This window comes from Mesorhizobium sp. B2-4-1 (assembly GCF_006442185.1).
Classification (GTDB): domain Bacteria; phylum Pseudomonadota; class Alphaproteobacteria; order Rhizobiales; family Rhizobiaceae; genus Mesorhizobium.
The window spans coordinates 196,093-213,929 of the sequence record NZ_VFVN01000007.1 but is presented as its reverse complement, the minus strand read 5'-3'; the positions used below and the strand labels follow the sequence as shown (position 1 = coordinate 213,929).

Here is a 17,837-nt window from a genome sequence, read left to right as displayed (position 1 = left end):
GTGACAGCCATTGAGATGCAAACGGACCTGAAAACCGTAAGAAGCAAGTAGAAGCAGCCTCTCGAGGCGGGACAGGATTCCCGCCAAACGATACCCGCCCCCCAGAAACAGAAAATGTTCTTCAATCCTCTATTTCCTTTGGCTCTGTGGACCTTGGACGACATCGGCTTGCCGTCCGGTGGCGACTCGGCTGGAATGGGGACATGCATCCTTCACCGGATGCCGACGTTTATGATTACCAACCGGCTTCGCCGCCAGGGAAAAGCAATATGAGTGAGCACGCCATCGAATTCTTGCAGGGATGGATTGGCGAAAAAGTCCATTGCCAGTCCCACGCCAGGATCGAGAAGCAGGCCGAGACGCTGGCCAGGGAATGCGCTGCCAAGGCGGCCGAGGTCGGCATACCGCTGGAGGATATCCAGGAAGAAGTCGGCGATATCCAGGAACTCATCGCCTCCCGGCTCGAGGAAGCGGCCGAGGCCGACGAGCACCAGCAGGCCGCGAGCAAGGCTGCGGAATAATTCAGGAGCAATCCTGTATGAATACGCGGACCATTCGGTCCGCGTATTTGTCTCAGCCGAATTTCTCCTTCAGCCACGCCTTCGGCAGCGCCGGCACGAAATTGCCGTCGCGGCCGGTCATGTCCTCGTTGGCGACCATCGCATTGAGGACGGCTTCCTCGACGCCCTGGATCACGGCATCGAAGAACGGATCGATGTCGCTGTCGGGGATGAACTCGGCGCGAGCGATCCGGCCCGGCGGCGCCAGGGCCGCGTCGGGATTGGCGGTAGAGAAGGCGAGGAAGATGTCGCCGGAACTGTGATAGCCGAAGCCGCCGGTCATGGCGACGCCGAGCGGCACACGGCGGGCCAGCCGCTTCATCTGATGCGGCAGGAACGGTGCGTCGGTGGCAATAACGGCGATGATCGAGCCTTTTTCGGCACGTGGCGTGCCTTCGCGGATCGCGGGTTCGACGAGCTCCGGCCCGGCGCGCAGGCCTCGAAGCGTGAAATTGCGCCGCTTGCCGAAATTCGCCTGCACGAAGGCGCCGACGGTATAGGCACGCCCTTGCCATTCGGTGATGCGCGACGCGGTGCCCGAACCGGCCTTGAAGCCGAAGGCGATCATGCCGGTGCCGCCGCCGACGCTGCCTTCCTCGATCGGTCCGCTGGCGGCACCGTCGAGCGCCTCGGCAACATGCCCTGATGTCACGTGGTGGCCGTTGATGTCGTTGAGGAAGCCGTCATAGGTTTCAGCTGCCACCGGCAGTCCCCAGCCGCTGTCGAGTGCGGCTGGCAGCACCTTGCTCATCCAGCGCAGCGTACCGTCGCGCGAAACGCCGCAGGAATGCGTGTTGGTGACGGTGATGGGGAAGTTGAAGGCGCCGGTCTCCTCGACGATATGCGAGCCGGTCAGTTCGCCGTTGCCGTTCTGGCTGAAGATGCCGGCGAAGACCGGTGTGGCAAGGTCGGCCCGCGGCCTGGGCAGGATCGCGGTCACGCCGGTGCGCACCGGTCCCTGGCCTACGACGAGCGGGCCGTCGCCTGAAATCAGCGTGGAATAGCCGACCGACACTCCAGCCACGTCGGTGATCGCGTTGAACGGGCCGGGCGTGCCGTCGAAGCCGATGCCGAAGCTTCGCGCGCGCGGCTTGCCGGAGGGCGTTTTGTGATGATGCGGATTGTCTGTCATGTCACGGTTCAGAATAGGGAGCCCTGGCTGCCGGGCTCCTTGGCCTTGATCGCGGTTTTGGCGGCCGGTCGTGGCCGCGCCGAGCCGCTGGTCGCGACCGCATCCGCCGTCCCGTCGGCGAACTCCAGGGACAGCGCCATCCCCGCCGACAATTCCGCCGCACGCTTGACGACGGCGCCGTCGGCATCCTTCACCAGGGCGAAGCCGCGTGCCAGCACGGCCTTGTGCGACAGCGTCGCCAGCAAGCGGTCGGCCTGGGCGACGCGACTGCGCAGCCGCTCCAGCCTCAGCGATGCCGCATGCGTGCTGCGCCGCGTCAGCGCGGTCAGGAAATCCCTTTGGGTCCGCTGCCGCCGCGCCGTGGGCTCTATGGTGATGCGGCCCTGCAGCGCCGCCAATTGCTGCCGGTGCCGCTGTAGCGACGCCCGGGCGCATTTCGGCAATTGATCGGCGGCGCGATTGAGCTCCGCGCGCCGGGCTCTCGTCAGCGTGCGCAACGCGCCCTGTGCCCGCAGGAGATTGCGCTCGTTGGTCCGCCGCGCCTCGGCGATTCGCTGCGACAGCATTGCCGGCGTCAGTTTCAGGGCGAGGAAGCGTCCCCGCTTGCGTTCGGTCGAAACCATGAGGCCGCGCCCGAGCCGGCTCGCCGCCTCGTCGAGGCGACGACGTGGCAGCGCCAGCAACTGATCGGGCGAGGGCAGCGCACGCGCCGCCGCGCGCACGGACTGGCGCTTGCGCTCGAAATTGCGCGAAACCGCAGCCTTGAGCCGTGCGCCGAGACTGGCGAGCGTCGCTTCGAGGTCGGCCTTCACCGGGACGGCGATTTCGGCCGCCCCTGTTGGCGTCGGCGCTCTCACATCCGCGACGAGGTCGATCAGCGTCCAGTCGGTTTCGTGGCCGACGGCCGAAATCACCGGAATGGCGGAGGCGGCGACGGCGCGGGCCAGCGCCTCGTCGTTGAAGCCCCACAAGTCCTCGAGGCTGCCGCCGCCGCGCGCCACGATCAGCAGGTCCGGGCGCTCGATGGTGCCATCCCTTGCCAGCGCGTTGAAACCGGCGACGGCGGCGGTCACCTCGGCGCCCGCGGTTTCGCCTTGCACCCGCACCGGCCAGACGAGCACATGCAGCGGAAAACGATCCTTGATCCGGTGGATGATGTCGCGGATGACGGCACCCGTCGGCGAGGTGACGACGCCGATGACGCGCGGCATGAAGGGCAGCAACCGCTTGCGGCCCCCCTCGAACAGTCCTTCGGCCTGCAGCCGGCGCTTGCGCTCCTCCAGCAGCGCCATCAAGGCTCCGGCGCCCGCCGGTTCCAGATTGTCGATGACGATCTGGTAGTTGGATTTGCCGGGATAGGTGGTGAGCCTGCCGGTGGCGATCACCTCCATTCCTTCTTCGGGGCGGAATTTCAGCCGGCCCATCGTGCCCTTCCACACCACGGCGTCGAGCCGCGCGCGGTCGTCCTTCAGCGTGAAATAGGCATGGCCGGAGGAGTGCGGCCCGCGATAACCCGAGATTTCACCGCGCACCCGCACATTGCCGAAGGCATCCTCGACCGTGCGCTTCAGGGCGCCTGATATTTCGCTCACCGTATATTCGGTGGCGTTGCTGCGTGATTCGGATGCTGCTTCGCTCATCGGCCGATTGGGGGGTGGTTGCGCGCCGGCGTCAAGCTGGCTGTTTTCAGGTCGGCGTTCAGGTGCGTCTGATCGCTTACCAGCCCGGCAGGATCTGGTTCGGCTTGGTTCGCCGCATCTTGCTGAAGGCGAGTGCCGCGAAATCGAACGTTCCCGCCTCTTCGCCAAGCGGCACCGAGATGTTGTCCAGGCTTTCGGAAATGTGCCGGGCCAGTGCATCGACGATCTCCGGCCGCGAGGTTTGGCCGCGCATGATGCCGATACGGCAGTCGGGCAGGGCGCCGAAGCCGTCGGCCTCGCCCAGCACCCGCATGCCGGGCCTGAGCGCGCATTCCGGCAGCACTGAGATCGCCAGGCCCGACAACACCGCGGCGGTGATGACCGTTGCGGAAAAGCTGGTGAACAGGATACGATAGTCGCGGTTCTGCTGGTCAAGCACGTCGACGGCGGCGCGTCGCCAGATACAGTTTGGCCGGCCAAAGGCCATAGGCAGCGTTTCCTGCTCGTGCGTGGCATGGTTGGCCGAGGTGACCCACAGCAGCGGTTCGCGCCGCACCACCTCGGACTGGCCGCGCACGTCGTTATGCGTCACCAGCGCCAGGTCGAGATTGCCGCGCTTGATGTGTTCGACCAGCCCCGGCGTCGGTTCGCAGACGACGGTCAGTTCGACGCGTGGATTGGAACGCGTGAAGCGCGCCATGATCTCGGGCAGGAAACGGTCGGCGTAGTCGTCCGGCGTACCGATCCGGATCGTGCCTTCGAGCCGCCGGTCGTCGAAGGCGGCCAGCGTTTCGCGGTTGAGATAGAGCAGCCGTCTTGCGTAGGAAAGCAGCTTGTCGCCTTCCTCCGTCAGTCTGTTGCTGCGCCCTTCCTTTTCGAACAGCGGCTTGCCGATCCGCTCCTCTAGCCGGCGCATCTGCATCGACACCGCCGACTGGGTGCGGTGCACCTCTTCGGCCGCCCGGGTGAAACTGCCAGTGTCGGCGATCGAGATGAAGGTCTGCAACTGATCTAGATCGAGCGGCGCTTTCATCGGCATGATCCATCACTAGTGTTGATGCTTAAGATTAGAAACATTCGTTGGATTAATCAATCGAGCAATGGCAAATTACTGATGTCCACATGAAGGCATGTGAATCGAAGCCGGAACGGCCGCTGTCGCCAGCGCCGATCGCCTGGTTTTGCCCGTTCGAGTCTGAAGGAGACCGACATGGTTACGTTTGATTTCGCCACCGAGACCTCGCGCATCACCACGCGTCCGGCCGTTGCGACGCGCGCGATCAATGCGGTCTCCAATGTCTACCAGGCCTGGAAAAACCGCCGTGCCTTCTATCGCCTCGGCGAGATGTCGGACGCCGAGCTTGCCGATATCGGCCTGACGCGCGCCGACCTGCACGTCGCCATCGACGTGCCGTTTGGCCGCGATCCGACGGCGATGCTGCGCGAAATCGCCAGCGATCGCGTCGAAACCATCGAGGACATCGCCCGCAGGGTGGCCTGATCGGTTGAATTTCGGTCCCGCTGAACCTTTTCATCAGTCAGCGCGACCAAGGTTCATGCAGGCTTCCCACTCCCTGCCGGTCCCCCGCCGGCCTGCCTGCACGCTGCCCGGTCCTCCCAAGGACCGGGCTTTCTTTTTGCGCGAGGCAAAAGCCAAAACCTGGGCGACGGCTACCGCCGATCCATGCCGCGCTTGAACTGGTCGAAAATCGACTCCATGCCTTTCTGGTAGTCGTCGCGCTGCTGCGCTCCGGTCTCGAACATCTTGCCAAACAGATCGTCGAACGGGTTCGTCGGCCTGCCGCTCGGATTGGCCTGCGGCTGCGGCGCCTGGGGCTGCCGCCGAGCTTGGGGCTGCGGCGCCGGCTGCTCGCCGCCTGATGCACCGCCATCTTGCCGCAGCATCTCCTCGAAGATCTTGCCTAGCGGACTGTCGCCATAGGGGCTCTGGGTCTGCTGCGGCTGAGGCTGGTCCTGCGGCGGCTGCGCGCCACCGCCGAACATGTCCTGCAGCACCTTGCCGAGCGGATTGTCGCCAAAGGGGTTCTGTGTCTGCTGCGGTTGTGGCTGGGATCGGCTTTGCGGCTGTGGCGCGCCGCCGCCGAACATGTCCTGCAGCACCTTGCCAAGCGGGTTGTCCATCGGGTCTCGCGATGGCGGGCTCGGCTGCGGCGCCGGCGCCTGGGCGCCGCCCAGGCCGCCTCCCTGGCGCATCATCTGCTCGATGATCTCGCCCAGCGGATTGCTGCCGGCGGCGCCGAAGCCGCTGGCCGCCTGCATCTGCCCCCCGGCCAACTGATTGGTGGTCTGCTTGAACAGCCCGCCCATCATCATCGAGGCCAGGGCCGGCAACATCTGTTGCAGCACCTGCTGGCTGATACCGGTCGCTTGCGCCGCCTGGCCGGCAACCGCGCGCGACAGATCCTTCGAGCCGAACAGATGCCCCAGAATGCCGTTGCCCTCATTGATGCCTTGCGGCGAGAAGGCCCGGGTCGCGTCCTCGAAATACTTGGCGTGCTGGCCGCTCGCCATCGCCGTCATGAAGGCGCCGAGCCCATAGGGATCGGCGGTGTTGCGCCTCAGTCCTTGCGAAAAGGCAGGCAGCAACGCCTCCACCGCAGATTGTGTCTGCTGCATCGAGAGCCCGTATTGTTGGGCAAGCGCCTGCATGCCGCTGCCGTTCTGGGCTTGTGCCAGCATGTCGAACAAGGAAGGCATTGGTCTCTCCTCCGGAAATCCCCGCCGGAGAAGCCTAATTCGTTTCCACCGCCGATTGAAGCGGCTTTTGCAGGAGCTCGGCCGCCTCAAAGCCGAGGGTCAATAGGCGTATTCCATGAACACCGGCTCGATCGAGCCGCCCCAGCGTGTGTGGTAGGCCGACAGCATCTCCTCGGCGCTGGTGGTGCCGCGCGCCACGACCTCGTCGAGCGTGTTGAGGAACGAGGTCTCGTCATAGCCGTCGCGGTTCTTCTTGCCGCGGTTCTTCAGCCCCATGCGCGAGATGGTAAGCACGTCGCGAGCGATGTCGCGCAACGTGGCGTTGCGGAACGGCGCCGAAATGCCTTGTTCGGGCACGGCGTTGCGCATCGCCAGCACTTCCCCGTAGGTCCAGCTCGAGGTCAGCGCCTCCGCCGCATCGAGCGCTGCCTCGTCATAAAGCAGCCCGACCCAGAAGGCCGGAAGGGCGCAGATGCGCCGCCACGGCCCGCCATCGGCGCCGCGCATCTCGAGAAAGCGCTTCAGCCGCACGTCGGGGAAGAGCGTCGACAGATGGTTAGCCCAGTCGCCCATCGTCGGCAATCCGTCCGGGATTTCATTGCGGACGGCCCCGGCCATGAACTGACGGAAGGTGACGTGCGTCATGTCGTGGTACTGGCCGTCGCGGATGACGAAATACATCGGCACGTCGAGTGCCCATTCGACATAGTCGGCAAAACCGAAATCGGGCGAGAAGCAGAATTCGAGCAGGCCCGAGCGTTGGTTGTCGGTGTCGCGCCAGATGTCGCCGCGCCAGCTCTGCAAGCCGTTCGGCCGGCTTTCCGTGAAGGGCGAATTGGCGAACAGCGCCGTCGACAGCGGCTGCAGCTTCAGCGACACCTGCATCTTGCGCCGCATGTCCACCTCGCTCTCGAAGTCGAGATTAACCTGGATCGTGCAGGTGCGGTACATCATGTCGAGGCCCTTGGTGCCGACCTTGGGCATGTAGCGCGTCATGATCTCGTAGCGCGACTTCGGCATTTTCGGCGTCTCGGCCAGCGACCATTTCGGGCTGCCGCCAAGGCCAAGGAAGCGGATGCCCATCGGCTCGGCGATCTCGCGCACCTGCGCCAGGTGGGCATTGCCCTCGCGGCAGGTCTGGTGGATCGTCTCCAGCGGCGCGCCGGAGAGTTCGAATTGGCCGCCGGGCTCCAGCGAAATCGCGCCCTGGCCGGTCGGCTCGACCAGGCCGATGATGCGGCCGTCATCGATGATGGGGTCCCAGCCGAGCTTTGACTGCATGCCTTCGAGGATGGCGCGTATGCCGCGCTCGCCGCCATAGGGCACGGGCCCGTTGCCGTCGACGTAGAACGGGAATTTCTCGTGCTCGGTGCCGATGCGCCACTTGTTCCGCGGCTTGTTGCCCTCGGCCAGATGCGCGACGAGTTCGTCCATGCCTTCGATCGGCCGGAAATCGGTTGTGTCGCGCGCCATCATCAAGCCCCTGCGGCGCTATGATCCCGAAATCGACCTCGATTTTCGGGATATGCGCCAAAATCAAAGTACTACAGCGGCCTTTGCGCGTCGACGCGCGGCACTGCAGGGCGGCCGGAAGACCGCCGGCGCTAGATGGACGAAATGTCAGTAGCCGATCAAGCGAAAAATCCTGAGCCAGAGGTCAACAGGAATTGAACGATGCGGCTCTTCCCATCTCCACAAGAGGGGAGGAAGAAACCCTCACCAATCGCCGATTGTGGCCTGCATCACCGCCAGTGCGGCCACGGCGGCCGTATCGGCGCGCAGGATGCGCGGGCCGAGCGGAATGGCAGTAACGAAAGGCAGAGCGCGCAACAGCTTGCGCTCCTCATCGGAAAATCCGCCTTCCGGCCCGACCAGCAGGCCGAGCTTCCTTTCGCTTACCGCTTGCAGCGCGGGCAGGGGATTGTTGGTCGAAGCGTCCTCGTCGCAGAAGACCAGCCGCCGCTCCGTGTCCCAGCCGGTCAGCAGGCGTTCGAACTTTTCCGCTTCCCGCACCTGCGGCACCGCAAGTATGCCGCACTGCTCGGCCGCCTCGACGACATTGGCGCGCAAGCGGTCGATGGAGGGTTTGGCCACTTGCGTGTGCTGGGTGATGACCGGCTGCAGCACGCCGGCGCCCATTTCGACAGCCTTTTGCACCAGATAGTCGAGCCGGCCTTGCTTCAGCGGCGCGAAGCAATAGACGAGATCGGGCAGCGGCGGCTGCGGCCGTTGCCGCGCCAGCACCCTCAGCTTCACCGCCTTCTTGGATTTGGCCGCGATGGCCGCCGACCATTCGCCGTCGCGGCCGTTGAACAACAGGATCTCGGCGCCCTCGCCAAGCCGCAGCACATGCAGAAGATAATGGCTCTGCTGGTGGCCGGCGTCGAACTCGATCTCCGGCCCGAGATCGTCGGGCACGAACAGGCGTTGCATCTTGTAATTGGCGCGCATGGCCGAGGAATGGGCGAGCCGGCGGTTGCCGTCAAGCCTTGGCGGAAGGATGCCAGACGGGTTCGTAGCCTCGCCTCAGCACCCCGATCGTGGTCGGCGGCGTCAGCAGCCGTAGCGACCGATGAGCGAGGTCGTTGAAATCCTGCGCTCCGCAATATCCTGCGAACGACCAGCGCAGCGCCTTGCCGCGACGCAAGGCGTAGGCATTGCCTCCACCCTCGACCATCGTGCCGTCGGGCAGGCCTGCAAGCTCGTCAGCCTCCACCACCGGCGGCTTGCCGCCCGCGGCCAGCCGCTCCTTGTGCAGCCGCTTGTCGACCTGCGGCGCGCGCGGCTCCGTTATGCCGAAGGCTTCGCCGAAGCGACCCACAAAATCCCTGGCCCGTTCGCGCCGGCAGAAGAAGCAGGGCCGATGGCCCGCCGCCAGCGCCGTCACCTCGTCGAGGAAGAACAGTTCCGTCCAGCCCGCCTTGGGTCCCGATAGATCATCACGTCGCCGGTTGCGGCCCATCGGCTCGCGCCGCACGTCGCCGAAGTCGCAGACGCAGATGATCCAGGCGTGAAGCGCCCAGCGTTTTTTCAACAGCGTCCTGGTCTCGGGATCGTGGATGATGCCGCGATTGCCCATGAACAGGCCGCGCTCGGGCACGGCGTGGATAGCGCCGAACGGATCGACCCGGTTTTGCAGTGGCATAGTTTTCTCCGCGCGCCCGCATCTTGGCTGAAATGCCGGCGCCATGATATCGCTCGTCGCATCGTTTTCACGTCAGCAGGGTTTTGCGATGCGGGTGCTGGTGGTCCAGAACTACGACAACACCGGCCTCGGCCAGGTCGGCGCGGCACTTGCGGAAGCCGGTGCCGATCTCGACATCCGCCTTCCTTACAAGGGCGATCCGCTGCCGGATGATGCGAACGGCCACGACGCCATGGTGGTGCTCGGCGGCGGCCAGAACGCGCTGGCCGATGAGGAATATCCCTATTTTCCGGCGCTGCTCGAACTGACCCGCGATTTCGCCGGCAAGAACCGCGCGGTGCTCGGCATCTGCCTCGGCAGCCAGCTGGTTGCCCGCGCCTTCGGCGGCGAGAACCGCATCGGCGGCGCCAACGAATTCGGCTGGCGCGGCGTTTCGCTGACGCCGGACGCCAAGGCCGATCCGGTGCTGGCCGAGCTTCCGGAAAAGTTCCCGATCTTCCAATGGCACGACGACACCTTCGTGCTGCCTGAAAACGCCGTGCGGCTCGCCGGCAATGATGTCGCCGAGAACCAGGCGTTCCGCGTCGGCCGCGCCGTCTACGGCTTCCAGTTCCACTTCGAGGCCGATCGGCCGCTGGTGAAGGACTGGAGCACCTCTTTCGCGCCGATCATTGCAGCGCGCCACCCCGACTGGGCCGGCAAGCTCGAGGGCGAAATGGCCCGTAACGGACCGGATGCCGATGCTGCCGGCCTTGCCATCGCCCGCGCATGGGTGGCGACGATCTGAGCATCATCTCTGCGGACCAGGGCGTGGCATAATTGGCACGCGGCGGTGAATCCGCCTGGGGAAAACCGGTTTCGTCCTTGGCTTGTGTACGCCCGCCATCCTAGAAGGCGCGCGCTCTGCATCACCGGTGCAACCGCGACGGACCTTTGTGTGGCCCGTGCGACACACCGCCGATACAGAACGTGCCTAGAAGCGCGAAATCGTCGAAACTTTGAGACGTATTTTCGGTTTCAACGCATTGGTAACCGCCTCGTGCACAGATGCAGGAAGCTCAACAAGAGATGACGTCCGTGAAAGCAGCGCTTCTGTCCTTTGCCATGATGTCCGCCATCGTGATTTGCGGTCTCGGCATCTATGCGGCCGATGCCGCCAACAACCACAACGCCGTCGACGGCTACGGCGTCACCGCTTCGCTGCGCTGAATAGCCGGACCGTTCGCGTCGTTTCCGCGACGCGCGCCACTCAAGCTTCCCTTATTGTCATTGTCAGAATGCGTTTGTCGGCGTCCTCGACAACGAGCGCGCTCAGCATGCCTGATTGCCAGGCGAGCGTATCGACATTGACGCGGTTGGCCATGACCTCCGCCTCGGGAACGGGCGTGTGGCCGTGCACCACGATCTTCGGGAAAAGGCCGGCGTGATCGTGGAAAACGTCGCGGATCCAGATCAGATCCTGCGGATTCTGGTTCTCCAGGGCAACGCCTGGCCGGATGCCGGCATGGCAGAAGAAGAAGTCGCCGAAGCTGATTGAGAAGGGTAGCGAACGCAGGAAATCGATATGGTGTTGCGGTACTGCTTCGAGCAGAGCCTGATGCCCCCGTCTCATCGTCTCCATCCTGCCGAACCAGCCGGCGTCGGCCGCGAGGGGCACACCGTAGGATAGCGCCGTCTGGACCCCGCCATAGCGCATGAAAAGCCCGTCCGGGTCAGGGGTATCGAGAAAATCGAGAAATCCGAGATCGTGATTGCCGGCAAGCATCAGGTTTCGCGGATCGCGTTTGCGCGCCTCGATCAGGAAATCGACGACGTCCTTGGAGTCCGGCCCACGGTCGACATAGTCGCCGAGGTGGATGACGCGCCAGTCGCGAGCCGGCTTCCATTCGAGCTCGCTCTCGATCCGCTGATGCATGGCGGCCAGCAAATCGAGCCGGCCATGGACATCGCCGATTGCGTAGAGACGCATGCCGTCCGGTCCGCGCGCGTCCAGGAAATGAATGTCGGGTTCTGCCAACGTATCGCTGTCTCCGTGATCAGGCCGTCGCCGACCTGGCTAGCGCCGGATCTGGTCCTTGCCCATGTCGGTCACCAGACGTTTTCCGCACAGGGCCAGTGTGATGTCCATCTCCTTACGGATGATTTCCAGCGCCTTGGTAACGCCTTCCTTGCCGAGCGCGCCCAGGCCGTAGAGAAACGGCCGGCCGATATAGGTGCCCCTGGCGCCGAGGCACAGTGCCTTCAGCACGTCCTGGCCGGAGCGGATGCCGCCATCCATGTGCACCTCGATCCTGTCGCCGACCGCGTCCGCGATTTCCTCCAGCGCCATGATCGACGAGGATGCGCCGTCCAACTGACGCCCGCCATGGTTGGAAACGACGATCGCGTCGGCGCCCGTTTCAGCGGCCATCAATGCGTCTTCCTTGTCGAGAATGCCTTTCAGGATCAGCTTGCCGCCCCAGCGTTCCTTGATCCAGGCGACATCCTTCCACGACAGATGCGGGTCGAACTGCTCCGTCGTCCATGACGCCAGCGAAGCCACGTCGCCGACGCCCTTGGCGTGGCCGACGATGTTGCGGAACGTGCGGCGCTTCGTGCCGGCCATGCCCATCCACCAGCGCGGACGGACCGCGATGTTGGCGATGTTGGCCAGCGTCATCTTGGGCGGCGCCGAAAGTCCGTTGCGGACATCCTTGTGCCGTTGGCCGAGGATCTGCAGGTCGAGCGTCAGCACCAACGCCGAGCATTTCGCCGCTTTTGCCCGGTCGATCAGGTCGAGCACGAAGTCCTTATCGCGCAGCACGTAAAGCTGGAACCAGAACGGCTTCTTCGTCACCGACGCGACATCCTCGATCGAGCAGATGCTCATCGTCGACAGCGTGAACGGCACGCCGAATTCCTCGGCCGCCTGCGCCGCCAGCATCTCGCCGTCGGCATGCTGCATGCCGGTCAGGCCGGTTGGGGCCAGCGCCACCGGCATGGCCACCTTCTCGCCGATCATGGTCGATTCCAGTGAGCGGTTGCTCATGTCGACCAGCACGCGCTGGCGGAACTTGATTTTCTGGAAGTCGTCCTCGTTGGCCCGGTAGGTGCTCTCGGTCCATGCGCCGGAATCGGCATACTCGAAGAACATCCTGGGCACGCGCCGTCGCGCCAGGTCCTTGAGGTCGGCAATGGTGAGAATGTCGCTCATCGTGTCCCCGCTTGATCGATATCGTTCAGGAGCGTTTGCGCGCCGGTTCGGCACCGCCGGCTTCAGAGCGTTGCCTGAGCCTGAGCCGCGATACGCGCTGCCAGTCGCCGCTGCGCTCGGCTTGCGCCATCGACCGCTCGACATAGATCATGTGGTCCATCGCCGCCTGCCGCGCGCCGGCCGGGTCGCCGGCCTTGACCGCGATGTGGATCGCCCGGTGCTGGGCCAGCAGCGCATCGCGCGCGCCGGGCACGGTGAACACCAGCAACCGGTTCTGGAACACGCCTTGCGACAGCAGCCTGTAGCAGGAGCGCAGCGTATGCAGGAGCAGGATGTTGTGCGCGCATTCGCAGATCGCATGATGGAATTCGACGTCGATCTCGGCTTCGTCGTCGAAATCCCCGGTGCGGTGCGCTTCGTCCATGCGTGCCATGATGCGGTCGAGCAGGGCCAGGTCCTCCGGCGTGGCGCGCCGCGCCGCATATTCGGCGGCGATCCCCTCCACCTCGCGGCGATATTCCAGGTAATCGGCCACCGCCTTGCGATGCGTCGAGATCAGGTCCGCCACCGGCTTGGTGAACAGCTGGCCGATGATGTCGGCTACATATGTGCCGCCGCCCGGCCGCGTCGTCAAAAGGCCGCGTCCCTCGAGCGCCTTCAGCGCGTCGCGCAGGATCGGCCGGGACACATCGAACTGGCGTGCCAGCTCGCGCTCGCCAGGCAGCCGGTCGCCGGTGCGCAGCACGCCTTCGAGGACGAGGCTTTCGATCTGCTGCACCACCTCGTCGGCGGTTCGCGAGTGCTCGATCCTGGAAAAAATGTCGCTCAACGGCATGCCTGGGAGTGTTGAACCGGTGTCACGCAAGATAAAGCCAGCGTCGCCAACTGGTCAAATTATTTATCCAATTGGTCGAAGCGTGTCGGCTTCCCCGCTCGCGCCCATATCGTCTTCGGCTAAACTTTGCTGTTTGCGTCAGGAGCCTATTGGCTCTAGAGGACGCAACTGCAAGAGGGTTCAAAGAAACCCGGGGAACAAGCCGTGTCGCACGACCCGTCCAATCTCGAATTTCAGCCGCGCGCCAAGGGCAGCGTGCTCGGCTTTCCGGCGCATGAGGGACGGCCCGGCGCGCTGGGCGAAGTCCATGCCCGTCCGCACCCGCTGGTCGAGAAGCCGCGTGTGCTGATCCAGCTTGCCTTCATGACCGAGGGTGGCGCCGGCGTCGATCATTCGGTGCTTTCCGAGCTGTCGCGCCGGCTCGGCATAGCCGCGCCCGACCGTCAGGCCCGCCATCACGCCATGAGATGGGGCCAGGGCTCGTTGCGCTGGGAGCGGCATACCGAATTCTCCACCTATCTGTGGGAAGGGCCGCTTGCCGAAGGCGGCAAGGGCCAGGAGGATTCGCCGTTCGGCAACGGATTTTCTCCACCCGGAACCGTTATTTCAGGCATCCGGCTCGAGATCCGCAAATGGACGCAGGCGGGCGAGCGGTCGATCGCCGGCTTCGATCCGACCAGCCTCTGCTATTCGCTGGTCGAACGCGGCAATGCAGCAATCGTCACCGATTTCCGCCAGGATGGCGACGGCCTGACCCGTATGCTGATCCTTGACCGCGCCCTGACGCCGGCCAGTACCGGCGCCTTGTCGCAGCGGCTGATCGACATCGAGACCTACCGCACGCTCGCCATGCTCGGCCTGCCGTTGGCGCTGGCCTTGTCCGGTCGCGCCCGCCGTATCGAGGACAGGCTGGCCCAGATCACGCTGGAGATGAAACTCGCCGAGACCCGCGACAGCCAGAAATTGCTTGCCGACCTGACCGAACTCGCGGCTGAGTTGGAAGCCGATGCGGCGTCGAGCCTCTACCGCTTCGGCGCCAGCCGTGCCTATGACGGCATCGTCGGCGAAAGGCTGGAAGCGCTCGAGGAAGAAGCCGTACAGGGATATGACACCTGGGCGGGGTTCCTGCGGCGGCGCATGGCGCCTGCCATGCGCACCTGCCGTTCGGTCGAGGAGCGTCAGGCCAACCTGTCGCGCAAGCTGACGCGCGCCACCACGCTGCTGCGCACCTGGGTCGATGTCGAGGTCGAGAAGCAGAACCGCGACCTGCTCGCCTCGATGAACAATCGCGCCCGGTTGCAACTGCGCCTGCAGCAGACCGTCGAAGGCCTGTCGGTCGCGGCCGTTTCCTACTATGTCGTCGGCCTCGTCGGCTATGTCGCCAAGGGCGCCTCGATCTTCGGCCATGCCTTCGCGCCCGAAGTGGTCACGGCGGCGTGCGTGCCGCTCGCCATCCTGCTGGTCTGGTGGGGCGTGCGGCGGGTGCGGCGCATGCATTCCGAGCCGACGAAACATCCGGGCGAGTAGGCGCGCCTTTACTTCCCACAGGGTAAAGCGCGCCAGCGGCAGATTGCCGCTACGGAAGGCGTCCGTTGCGTCCGTGTCCGCTCTCGGTCAAAGCGGGGTTTGCAACCGACGCCCTTCACTGGTAAAAGATTTTGACCAGTCACGCGAGATGAGGCTGCCGATGTCCGGCCTTGCCATGCCCAAGCCAGACGACGCCACGATGCGCCGGCGCGGCGAGATCGTCGCCGACATGCGCATTATCGTGCCGGGCGAGGGTGTGGTCGACGCGGCCAACGAAATGCGCGCCTTCGAGAGCGATGGCCTGACCGCCTACCGGCAATTGCCATTGGTCGTGGTGCTTCCCGAAACGGTGGCACAGGTTTCGCGCGTGCTGAAATACTGCAATGACCGCAACATCCGCGTCGTGCCGCGCGGCTCCGGCACCTCGCTGTCGGGCGGCGCGCTGCCGCTGGAGGACGCGGTGCTCCTGGTCATGAGCCGCTTCAACCGCATTATCGAGATCGATTTCCCCAATCGCATCGTCGTCGCCCAGCCGGGCGTCACCAATCTCGGCATCACCACCGCCGTCGAGCAGGAGGGTTTTTACTACGCCCCCGACCCATCTTCCCAGATCGCCTGCTCGATCGGCGGCAATGTCGCCGAAAATTCCGGCGGCGTGCACTGCCTCAAATACGGCCTGACCGCCAACAATGTGCTCGGCATCGAGATGGTGCTGATGAGCGGCGAGGTGGTGCGGCTCGGCGGCAGGCATCTGGACGCGGAAGGCTACGACCTGCTCGGCGTCATGACCGGCTCCGAAGGCCTGCTGGGCGTCGTCACCGAAGTCATCGTGCGCATTTTGAAGAAGCCGGAGACGGCACGTGCGCTGCTGATCGGCTTCCCGACCAGCGAGCAGGGTGGCCAATGCGTCGCCGACATTATCGGCGCCGGCATCATTCCGGGCGGCATGGAGATGATGGACCGTCCGGCGATTCATGCGGCGGAGGATTTCGTCCATGCCGGATATCCCCTGGATGTCGAGGCTCTGCTGATCGTCGAGCTCGATGGGCCCAGCGTCGAGGTCGATCATCTCATCACCGCGGTCGAGGCGATCGCCATCCGCAACGGTTCGACCACCTGCCGCATTTCGCAGTCGGAGCAGGAGCGATTGAGCTTCTGGGCAGGGCGCAAGGCAGCCTTCCCCGCGGTCGGCCGTATCTCGCCCGACTACTACTGCATGGACGGCACCATCCCGCGCAAGGAACTGCCGCGCGTGCTGGCCGGCATGCGCGAGCTCTCCGAAAAATACGGGCTCGGCGTCGCCAATGTCTTCCATGCCGGCGACGGCAATTTGCACCCGCTGATCCTCTATGACGCCAACGTGCCGGGCGAACTCGACAAAGCCGAGAGTTTCGGCGCCGACATTTTGCGGCTGTGCGTCAAGGTCGGCGGCGTCTTGACCGGCGAGCATGGGGTGGGCGTCGAGAAACGCGACCTGATGCCGGAAATGTTCAACGGGATCGACCTCGACCAGCAGATGCGGGTCAAATGCGCCTTCGATCCCAACCATCTGCTCAATCCGGGCAAGGTCTTTCCGCAGCTGCGCCGCTGCGCGGAGCTGGGGCGCATGCATGTGCATCGCGGACAGATGGCGTTTCCGGACATTCCGAGGTTTTGAGGGATCTATGTTGGCGCGTGAACACCCCCCTCTGTCCTGCCGGACATCTCCCCCTCAAGGGGGGACATTGGCAGCTTCGTCGCTTCGCCCTTCCGCCAACGCTGGAGATTGGCGAAACCCGGCCCGGCATCCAATCTCCCCCCTTGAGGGGGAGATGTCCGGCAGGACAGAGGGGGGCGCGAAGGAACGCGGCATTCCCGCATATTGCGCATCGGCGCCATGACCACCTTCACTCCCATCACCCCTTCCGAAGTCCTCTCCACCGTCGCCTGGGCGGCGGCGGAAGGCTCGCCGCTCGAAATCCTCGGTCACGGCTCCAAGCGCGGCATCGGCCGTCCGCTGCAGACGGAGCACACGCTCGACCTGTCGAGGCTCGCCGGGGTCACGCTCTATGAACCAGCCGAACTGGTGCTGTCCGCAAAGGCCGGCACGCCGCTGGCCGAAATCGAGACGCTGCTGGCGCAAAACGGCCAGCAACTCGCTTTCGAGCCGATGGACTACGGCCCGCTGCTCGGCGGCGAGCCGGGCAAGGGCACGCTTGGTGGTGCGCTTGCAGTGAACCTCTCCGGCCCGCGCCGGCTGAAAGCGGGGGCGGCGCGCGATCACATCCTGGGCATCCATGTGGTTTCCGGGCGCGGCGAGGCCTTCAAATCGGGGGGCCGCGTGGTGAAGAACGTCACCGGTTATGACTTGTCCAAGCTGATGGCCAACAGTTGGGGCACGCTGGCCGTGTTCACCGACGTCACCTTCAAGGTGCTGCCGTCGGCCGAGACCGAGGTTACGCTCGCCATCCGCGGCCTGCTCGACGATGCGGCCGCCGCGGCCATGGCCCTGGCGCTCGGCTCCAGTGCTGAAGTATCGAGCGCCGCGCACGTTCCGGAGCGGATTGCCGCACGGGTTGCCGCAGGTGCGCTCGGCAATGATGCGGCCACGCTGCTGCGGGTGGAAGGTTTTGGCCCCTCCGTCGTCTATCGCATCGCCGCGCTGAAGACGTTGCTCGGAAATGCCGGACCACTCGAAGAGATTTCCAGCGAAGCGTCGGCTGCCTTGTGGCGTGACGTGCGCGATTGCAGGCCTTTCGCGGACAACAGCGACAAACCGGTCTGGCGCGTATCGATGGCGCCTGCCCAGGCGCACCAGATGGTTTTCACGCTGCGCATGCAGGCTGCCGTCAGCGCCTTCTATGACTGGCAGGGCGGACTGGTGTGGCTGCGCATGGAGGAGGGTGACCCGGAAGCGACGCTGCTGCGCGGACTTCTGAGAAAACATGGCGGCGGTCATGCGACATTGGTGCGCGCGGCTCCTTCGCATCGCGCCGCTCTGCCGGTGTTCGAGCCGCAGGCTCCGGCGCTGGCTGCGCTCAGCCAGCGGCTGAAGCAGGAATTCGACCCCAAGAACATCCTCAATCCCGGCCGCATGGCCTAGGACAT

General features: G+C 64.9%; 17 protein-coding genes. 7 read left to right on the top strand and 10 right to left on the bottom strand.

Annotated features, from left to right (window positions below; all coding sequences use genetic code 11):
- Positions 1-269 precede the first annotated feature (269 nt).
- Positions 270-521: a DUF768 domain-containing protein gene (locus tag FJ949_RS19495; RefSeq protein WP_140498383.1), complete on the top strand. Its 252-nt coding sequence runs from the start codon at positions 270-272 to the stop codon at positions 519-521.
- A gap of 52 nt (positions 522-573) precedes the next feature.
- Here FJ949_RS19495 and FJ949_RS19490 read toward each other — a convergent pair whose 3' ends face one another.
- From FJ949_RS19490 to FJ949_RS19480, 3 genes are all read right to left on the bottom strand, one after another.
- A complete protein-coding gene (locus FJ949_RS19490; protein ID WP_140498382.1) occupies positions 574-1,692 on the bottom strand; it encodes a P1 family peptidase in 1,119 nt (372 codons plus the stop codon).
- Between the two features lie 8 nt (positions 1,693-1,700).
- Positions 1,701-3,332 (bottom strand): exodeoxyribonuclease VII large subunit, encoded by a 1,632-nt coding sequence (xseA, locus tag FJ949_RS19485; RefSeq protein ID WP_140498381.1) that lies wholly within the window; start codon positions 3,330-3,332, stop codon positions 1,701-1,703.
- Positions 3,333-3,408: 76 nt separating this feature from the next.
- Positions 3,409-4,365, bottom strand: a complete 957-nt coding sequence (locus FJ949_RS19480; RefSeq protein WP_140498380.1) for a LysR substrate-binding domain-containing protein — start codon at positions 4,363-4,365, stop codon at positions 3,409-3,411.
- Between the two features lie 177 nt (positions 4,366-4,542).
- On the opposite strand from FJ949_RS19480, the gene FJ949_RS19475 reads away from it, so the two are divergent.
- A complete protein-coding gene (locus FJ949_RS19475; RefSeq protein ID WP_140498379.1) occupies positions 4,543-4,833 on the top strand; it encodes a DUF1127 domain-containing protein in 291 nt (96 codons plus the stop codon).
- A 170-nt stretch (positions 4,834-5,003) separates the two neighbouring features.
- Here the strand turns inward: FJ949_RS19475 and FJ949_RS19470 are convergent, their stop codons facing one another.
- From FJ949_RS19470 to FJ949_RS19455, 4 genes are all read right to left on the bottom strand, one after another.
- Complete coding sequence (locus FJ949_RS19470) at positions 5,004-6,050, bottom strand: DUF937 domain-containing protein (RefSeq protein ID WP_140498378.1); 1,047 nt, start codon at positions 6,048-6,050, stop codon at positions 5,004-5,006.
- A gap of 99 nt (positions 6,051-6,149) precedes the next feature.
- A complete protein-coding gene (locus FJ949_RS19465; RefSeq protein ID WP_140498377.1) occupies positions 6,150-7,523 on the bottom strand; it encodes a glutamate--cysteine ligase in 1,374 nt (457 codons plus the stop codon).
- 243 nt (positions 7,524-7,766) lie between these two features.
- On the bottom strand, positions 7,767-8,501 hold the full coding sequence (locus FJ949_RS19460) for a 16S rRNA (uracil(1498)-N(3))-methyltransferase (protein WP_140498376.1): 735 nt from the start codon (positions 8,499-8,501) through the stop codon (positions 7,767-7,769).
- Between the two features lie 31 nt (positions 8,502-8,532).
- Positions 8,533-9,195: a hypothetical protein gene (locus FJ949_RS19455; protein ID WP_140498375.1), complete on the bottom strand. Its 663-nt coding sequence runs from the start codon at positions 9,193-9,195 to the stop codon at positions 8,533-8,535.
- A gap of 88 nt (positions 9,196-9,283) precedes the next feature.
- Between FJ949_RS19455 and FJ949_RS19450 the strand changes: the two genes are divergently transcribed.
- Complete coding sequence (locus tag FJ949_RS19450) at positions 9,284-9,982, top strand: type 1 glutamine amidotransferase (protein ID WP_140498543.1); 699 nt, start codon at positions 9,284-9,286, stop codon at positions 9,980-9,982.
- Positions 9,983-10,263: 281 nt separating this feature from the next.
- Positions 10,264-10,404 carry a hypothetical protein gene (locus FJ949_RS19445; RefSeq protein WP_181165325.1) on the top strand — a complete coding sequence of 47 codons (141 nt, stop codon included), beginning with the start codon at positions 10,264-10,266 and terminating at the stop codon, positions 10,402-10,404.
- Between the two features lie 40 nt (positions 10,405-10,444).
- On the opposite strand, the gene FJ949_RS19440 is transcribed toward FJ949_RS19445, so the two are convergent.
- The 3 genes from FJ949_RS19440 to FJ949_RS19430 are packed head-to-tail and all read right to left on the bottom strand — an operon-like array spanning position 10,445 to position 13,217.
- On the bottom strand, positions 10,445-11,212 hold the full coding sequence (locus tag FJ949_RS19440; RefSeq protein WP_140498373.1) for a metallophosphoesterase family protein: 768 nt from the start codon (positions 11,210-11,212) through the stop codon (positions 10,445-10,447).
- 39 nt (positions 11,213-11,251) lie between these two features.
- Complete coding sequence (locus FJ949_RS19435) at positions 11,252-12,388, bottom strand: alpha-hydroxy acid oxidase (RefSeq protein ID WP_140498372.1); 1,137 nt, start codon at positions 12,386-12,388, stop codon at positions 11,252-11,254.
- A 25-nt stretch (positions 12,389-12,413) separates the two neighbouring features.
- Positions 12,414-13,217 (bottom strand): FCD domain-containing protein, encoded by an 804-nt coding sequence (locus FJ949_RS19430; RefSeq protein WP_140498371.1) that lies wholly within the window; start codon positions 13,215-13,217, stop codon positions 12,414-12,416.
- A gap of 210 nt (positions 13,218-13,427) precedes the next feature.
- Between FJ949_RS19430 and FJ949_RS19425 the strand changes: the two genes are divergently transcribed.
- The 3 genes from FJ949_RS19425 to glcE all read left to right on the top strand — a co-directional run bounded on the left by FJ949_RS19425 (position 13,428) and on the right by glcE (position 17,832).
- The gene (locus FJ949_RS19425) at positions 13,428-14,750 is read left to right on the top strand and encodes a DUF3422 family protein (protein WP_140498370.1); all 1,323 of its coding nucleotides are present in this window, start codon (positions 13,428-13,430) and stop codon (positions 14,748-14,750) included.
- 160 nt (positions 14,751-14,910) lie between these two features.
- Positions 14,911-16,407 carry an FAD-linked oxidase C-terminal domain-containing protein gene (locus FJ949_RS19420; protein ID WP_140498369.1) on the top strand — a complete coding sequence of 499 codons (1,497 nt, stop codon included), beginning with the start codon at positions 14,911-14,913 and terminating at the stop codon, positions 16,405-16,407.
- Between the two features lie 219 nt (positions 16,408-16,626).
- Positions 16,627-17,832 carry a glycolate oxidase subunit GlcE gene (gene glcE / locus FJ949_RS19410; protein ID WP_140498368.1) on the top strand — a complete coding sequence of 402 codons (1,206 nt, stop codon included), beginning with the start codon at positions 16,627-16,629 and terminating at the stop codon, positions 17,830-17,832.
- Positions 17,833-17,837 lie beyond the last annotated feature (5 nt).

Excerpts from the sequence above, each read along its gene's own strand:
- FJ949_RS19475 (WP_140498379.1), top strand. The coding sequence starts at position 4,543 with ATGGTTACGTTTGATTTCGCCACCGAGACCTCGCGCATCACCACGCGT.
- FJ949_RS19465 (WP_140498377.1), bottom strand. The coding sequence starts at position 7,523 with ATGGCGCGCGACACAACCGATTTCCGGCCGATCGAAGGCATGGACGAA.
- FJ949_RS19470 (WP_140498378.1), bottom strand. The coding sequence starts at position 6,050 with ATGCCTTCCTTGTTCGACATGCTGGCACAAGCCCAGAACGGCAGCGGC.
- FJ949_RS19435 (WP_140498372.1), bottom strand. The coding sequence starts at position 12,388 with ATGAGCGACATTCTCACCATTGCCGACCTCAAGGACCTGGCGCGACGG.
- FJ949_RS19495 (WP_140498383.1), top strand. The coding sequence starts at position 270 with ATGAGTGAGCACGCCATCGAATTCTTGCAGGGATGGATTGGCGAAAAA.
- glcE (WP_140498368.1), top strand. The coding sequence starts at position 16,627 with ATGACCACCTTCACTCCCATCACCCCTTCCGAAGTCCTCTCCACCGTC.
- FJ949_RS19450 (WP_140498543.1), top strand. The coding sequence starts at position 9,284 with ATGCGGGTGCTGGTGGTCCAGAACTACGACAACACCGGCCTCGGCCAG.
- FJ949_RS19420 (WP_140498369.1), top strand. The coding sequence starts at position 14,911 with ATGTCCGGCCTTGCCATGCCCAAGCCAGACGACGCCACGATGCGCCGG.
- FJ949_RS19480 (WP_140498380.1), bottom strand. The coding sequence starts at position 4,365 with ATGAAAGCGCCGCTCGATCTAGATCAGTTGCAGACCTTCATCTCGATC.
- FJ949_RS19490 (WP_140498382.1), bottom strand. The coding sequence starts at position 1,692 with ATGACAGACAATCCGCATCATCACAAAACGCCCTCCGGCAAGCCGCGC.
- FJ949_RS19445 (WP_181165325.1), top strand. The coding sequence starts at position 10,264 with ATGACGTCCGTGAAAGCAGCGCTTCTGTCCTTTGCCATGATGTCCGCC.
- xseA (WP_140498381.1), bottom strand. The coding sequence starts at position 3,332 with ATGAGCGAAGCAGCATCCGAATCACGCAGCAACGCCACCGAATATACG.
- FJ949_RS19455 (WP_140498375.1), bottom strand. The coding sequence starts at position 9,195 with ATGCCACTGCAAAACCGGGTCGATCCGTTCGGCGCTATCCACGCCGTG.
- FJ949_RS19460 (WP_140498376.1), bottom strand. The coding sequence starts at position 8,501 with ATGCGCGCCAATTACAAGATGCAACGCCTGTTCGTGCCCGACGATCTC.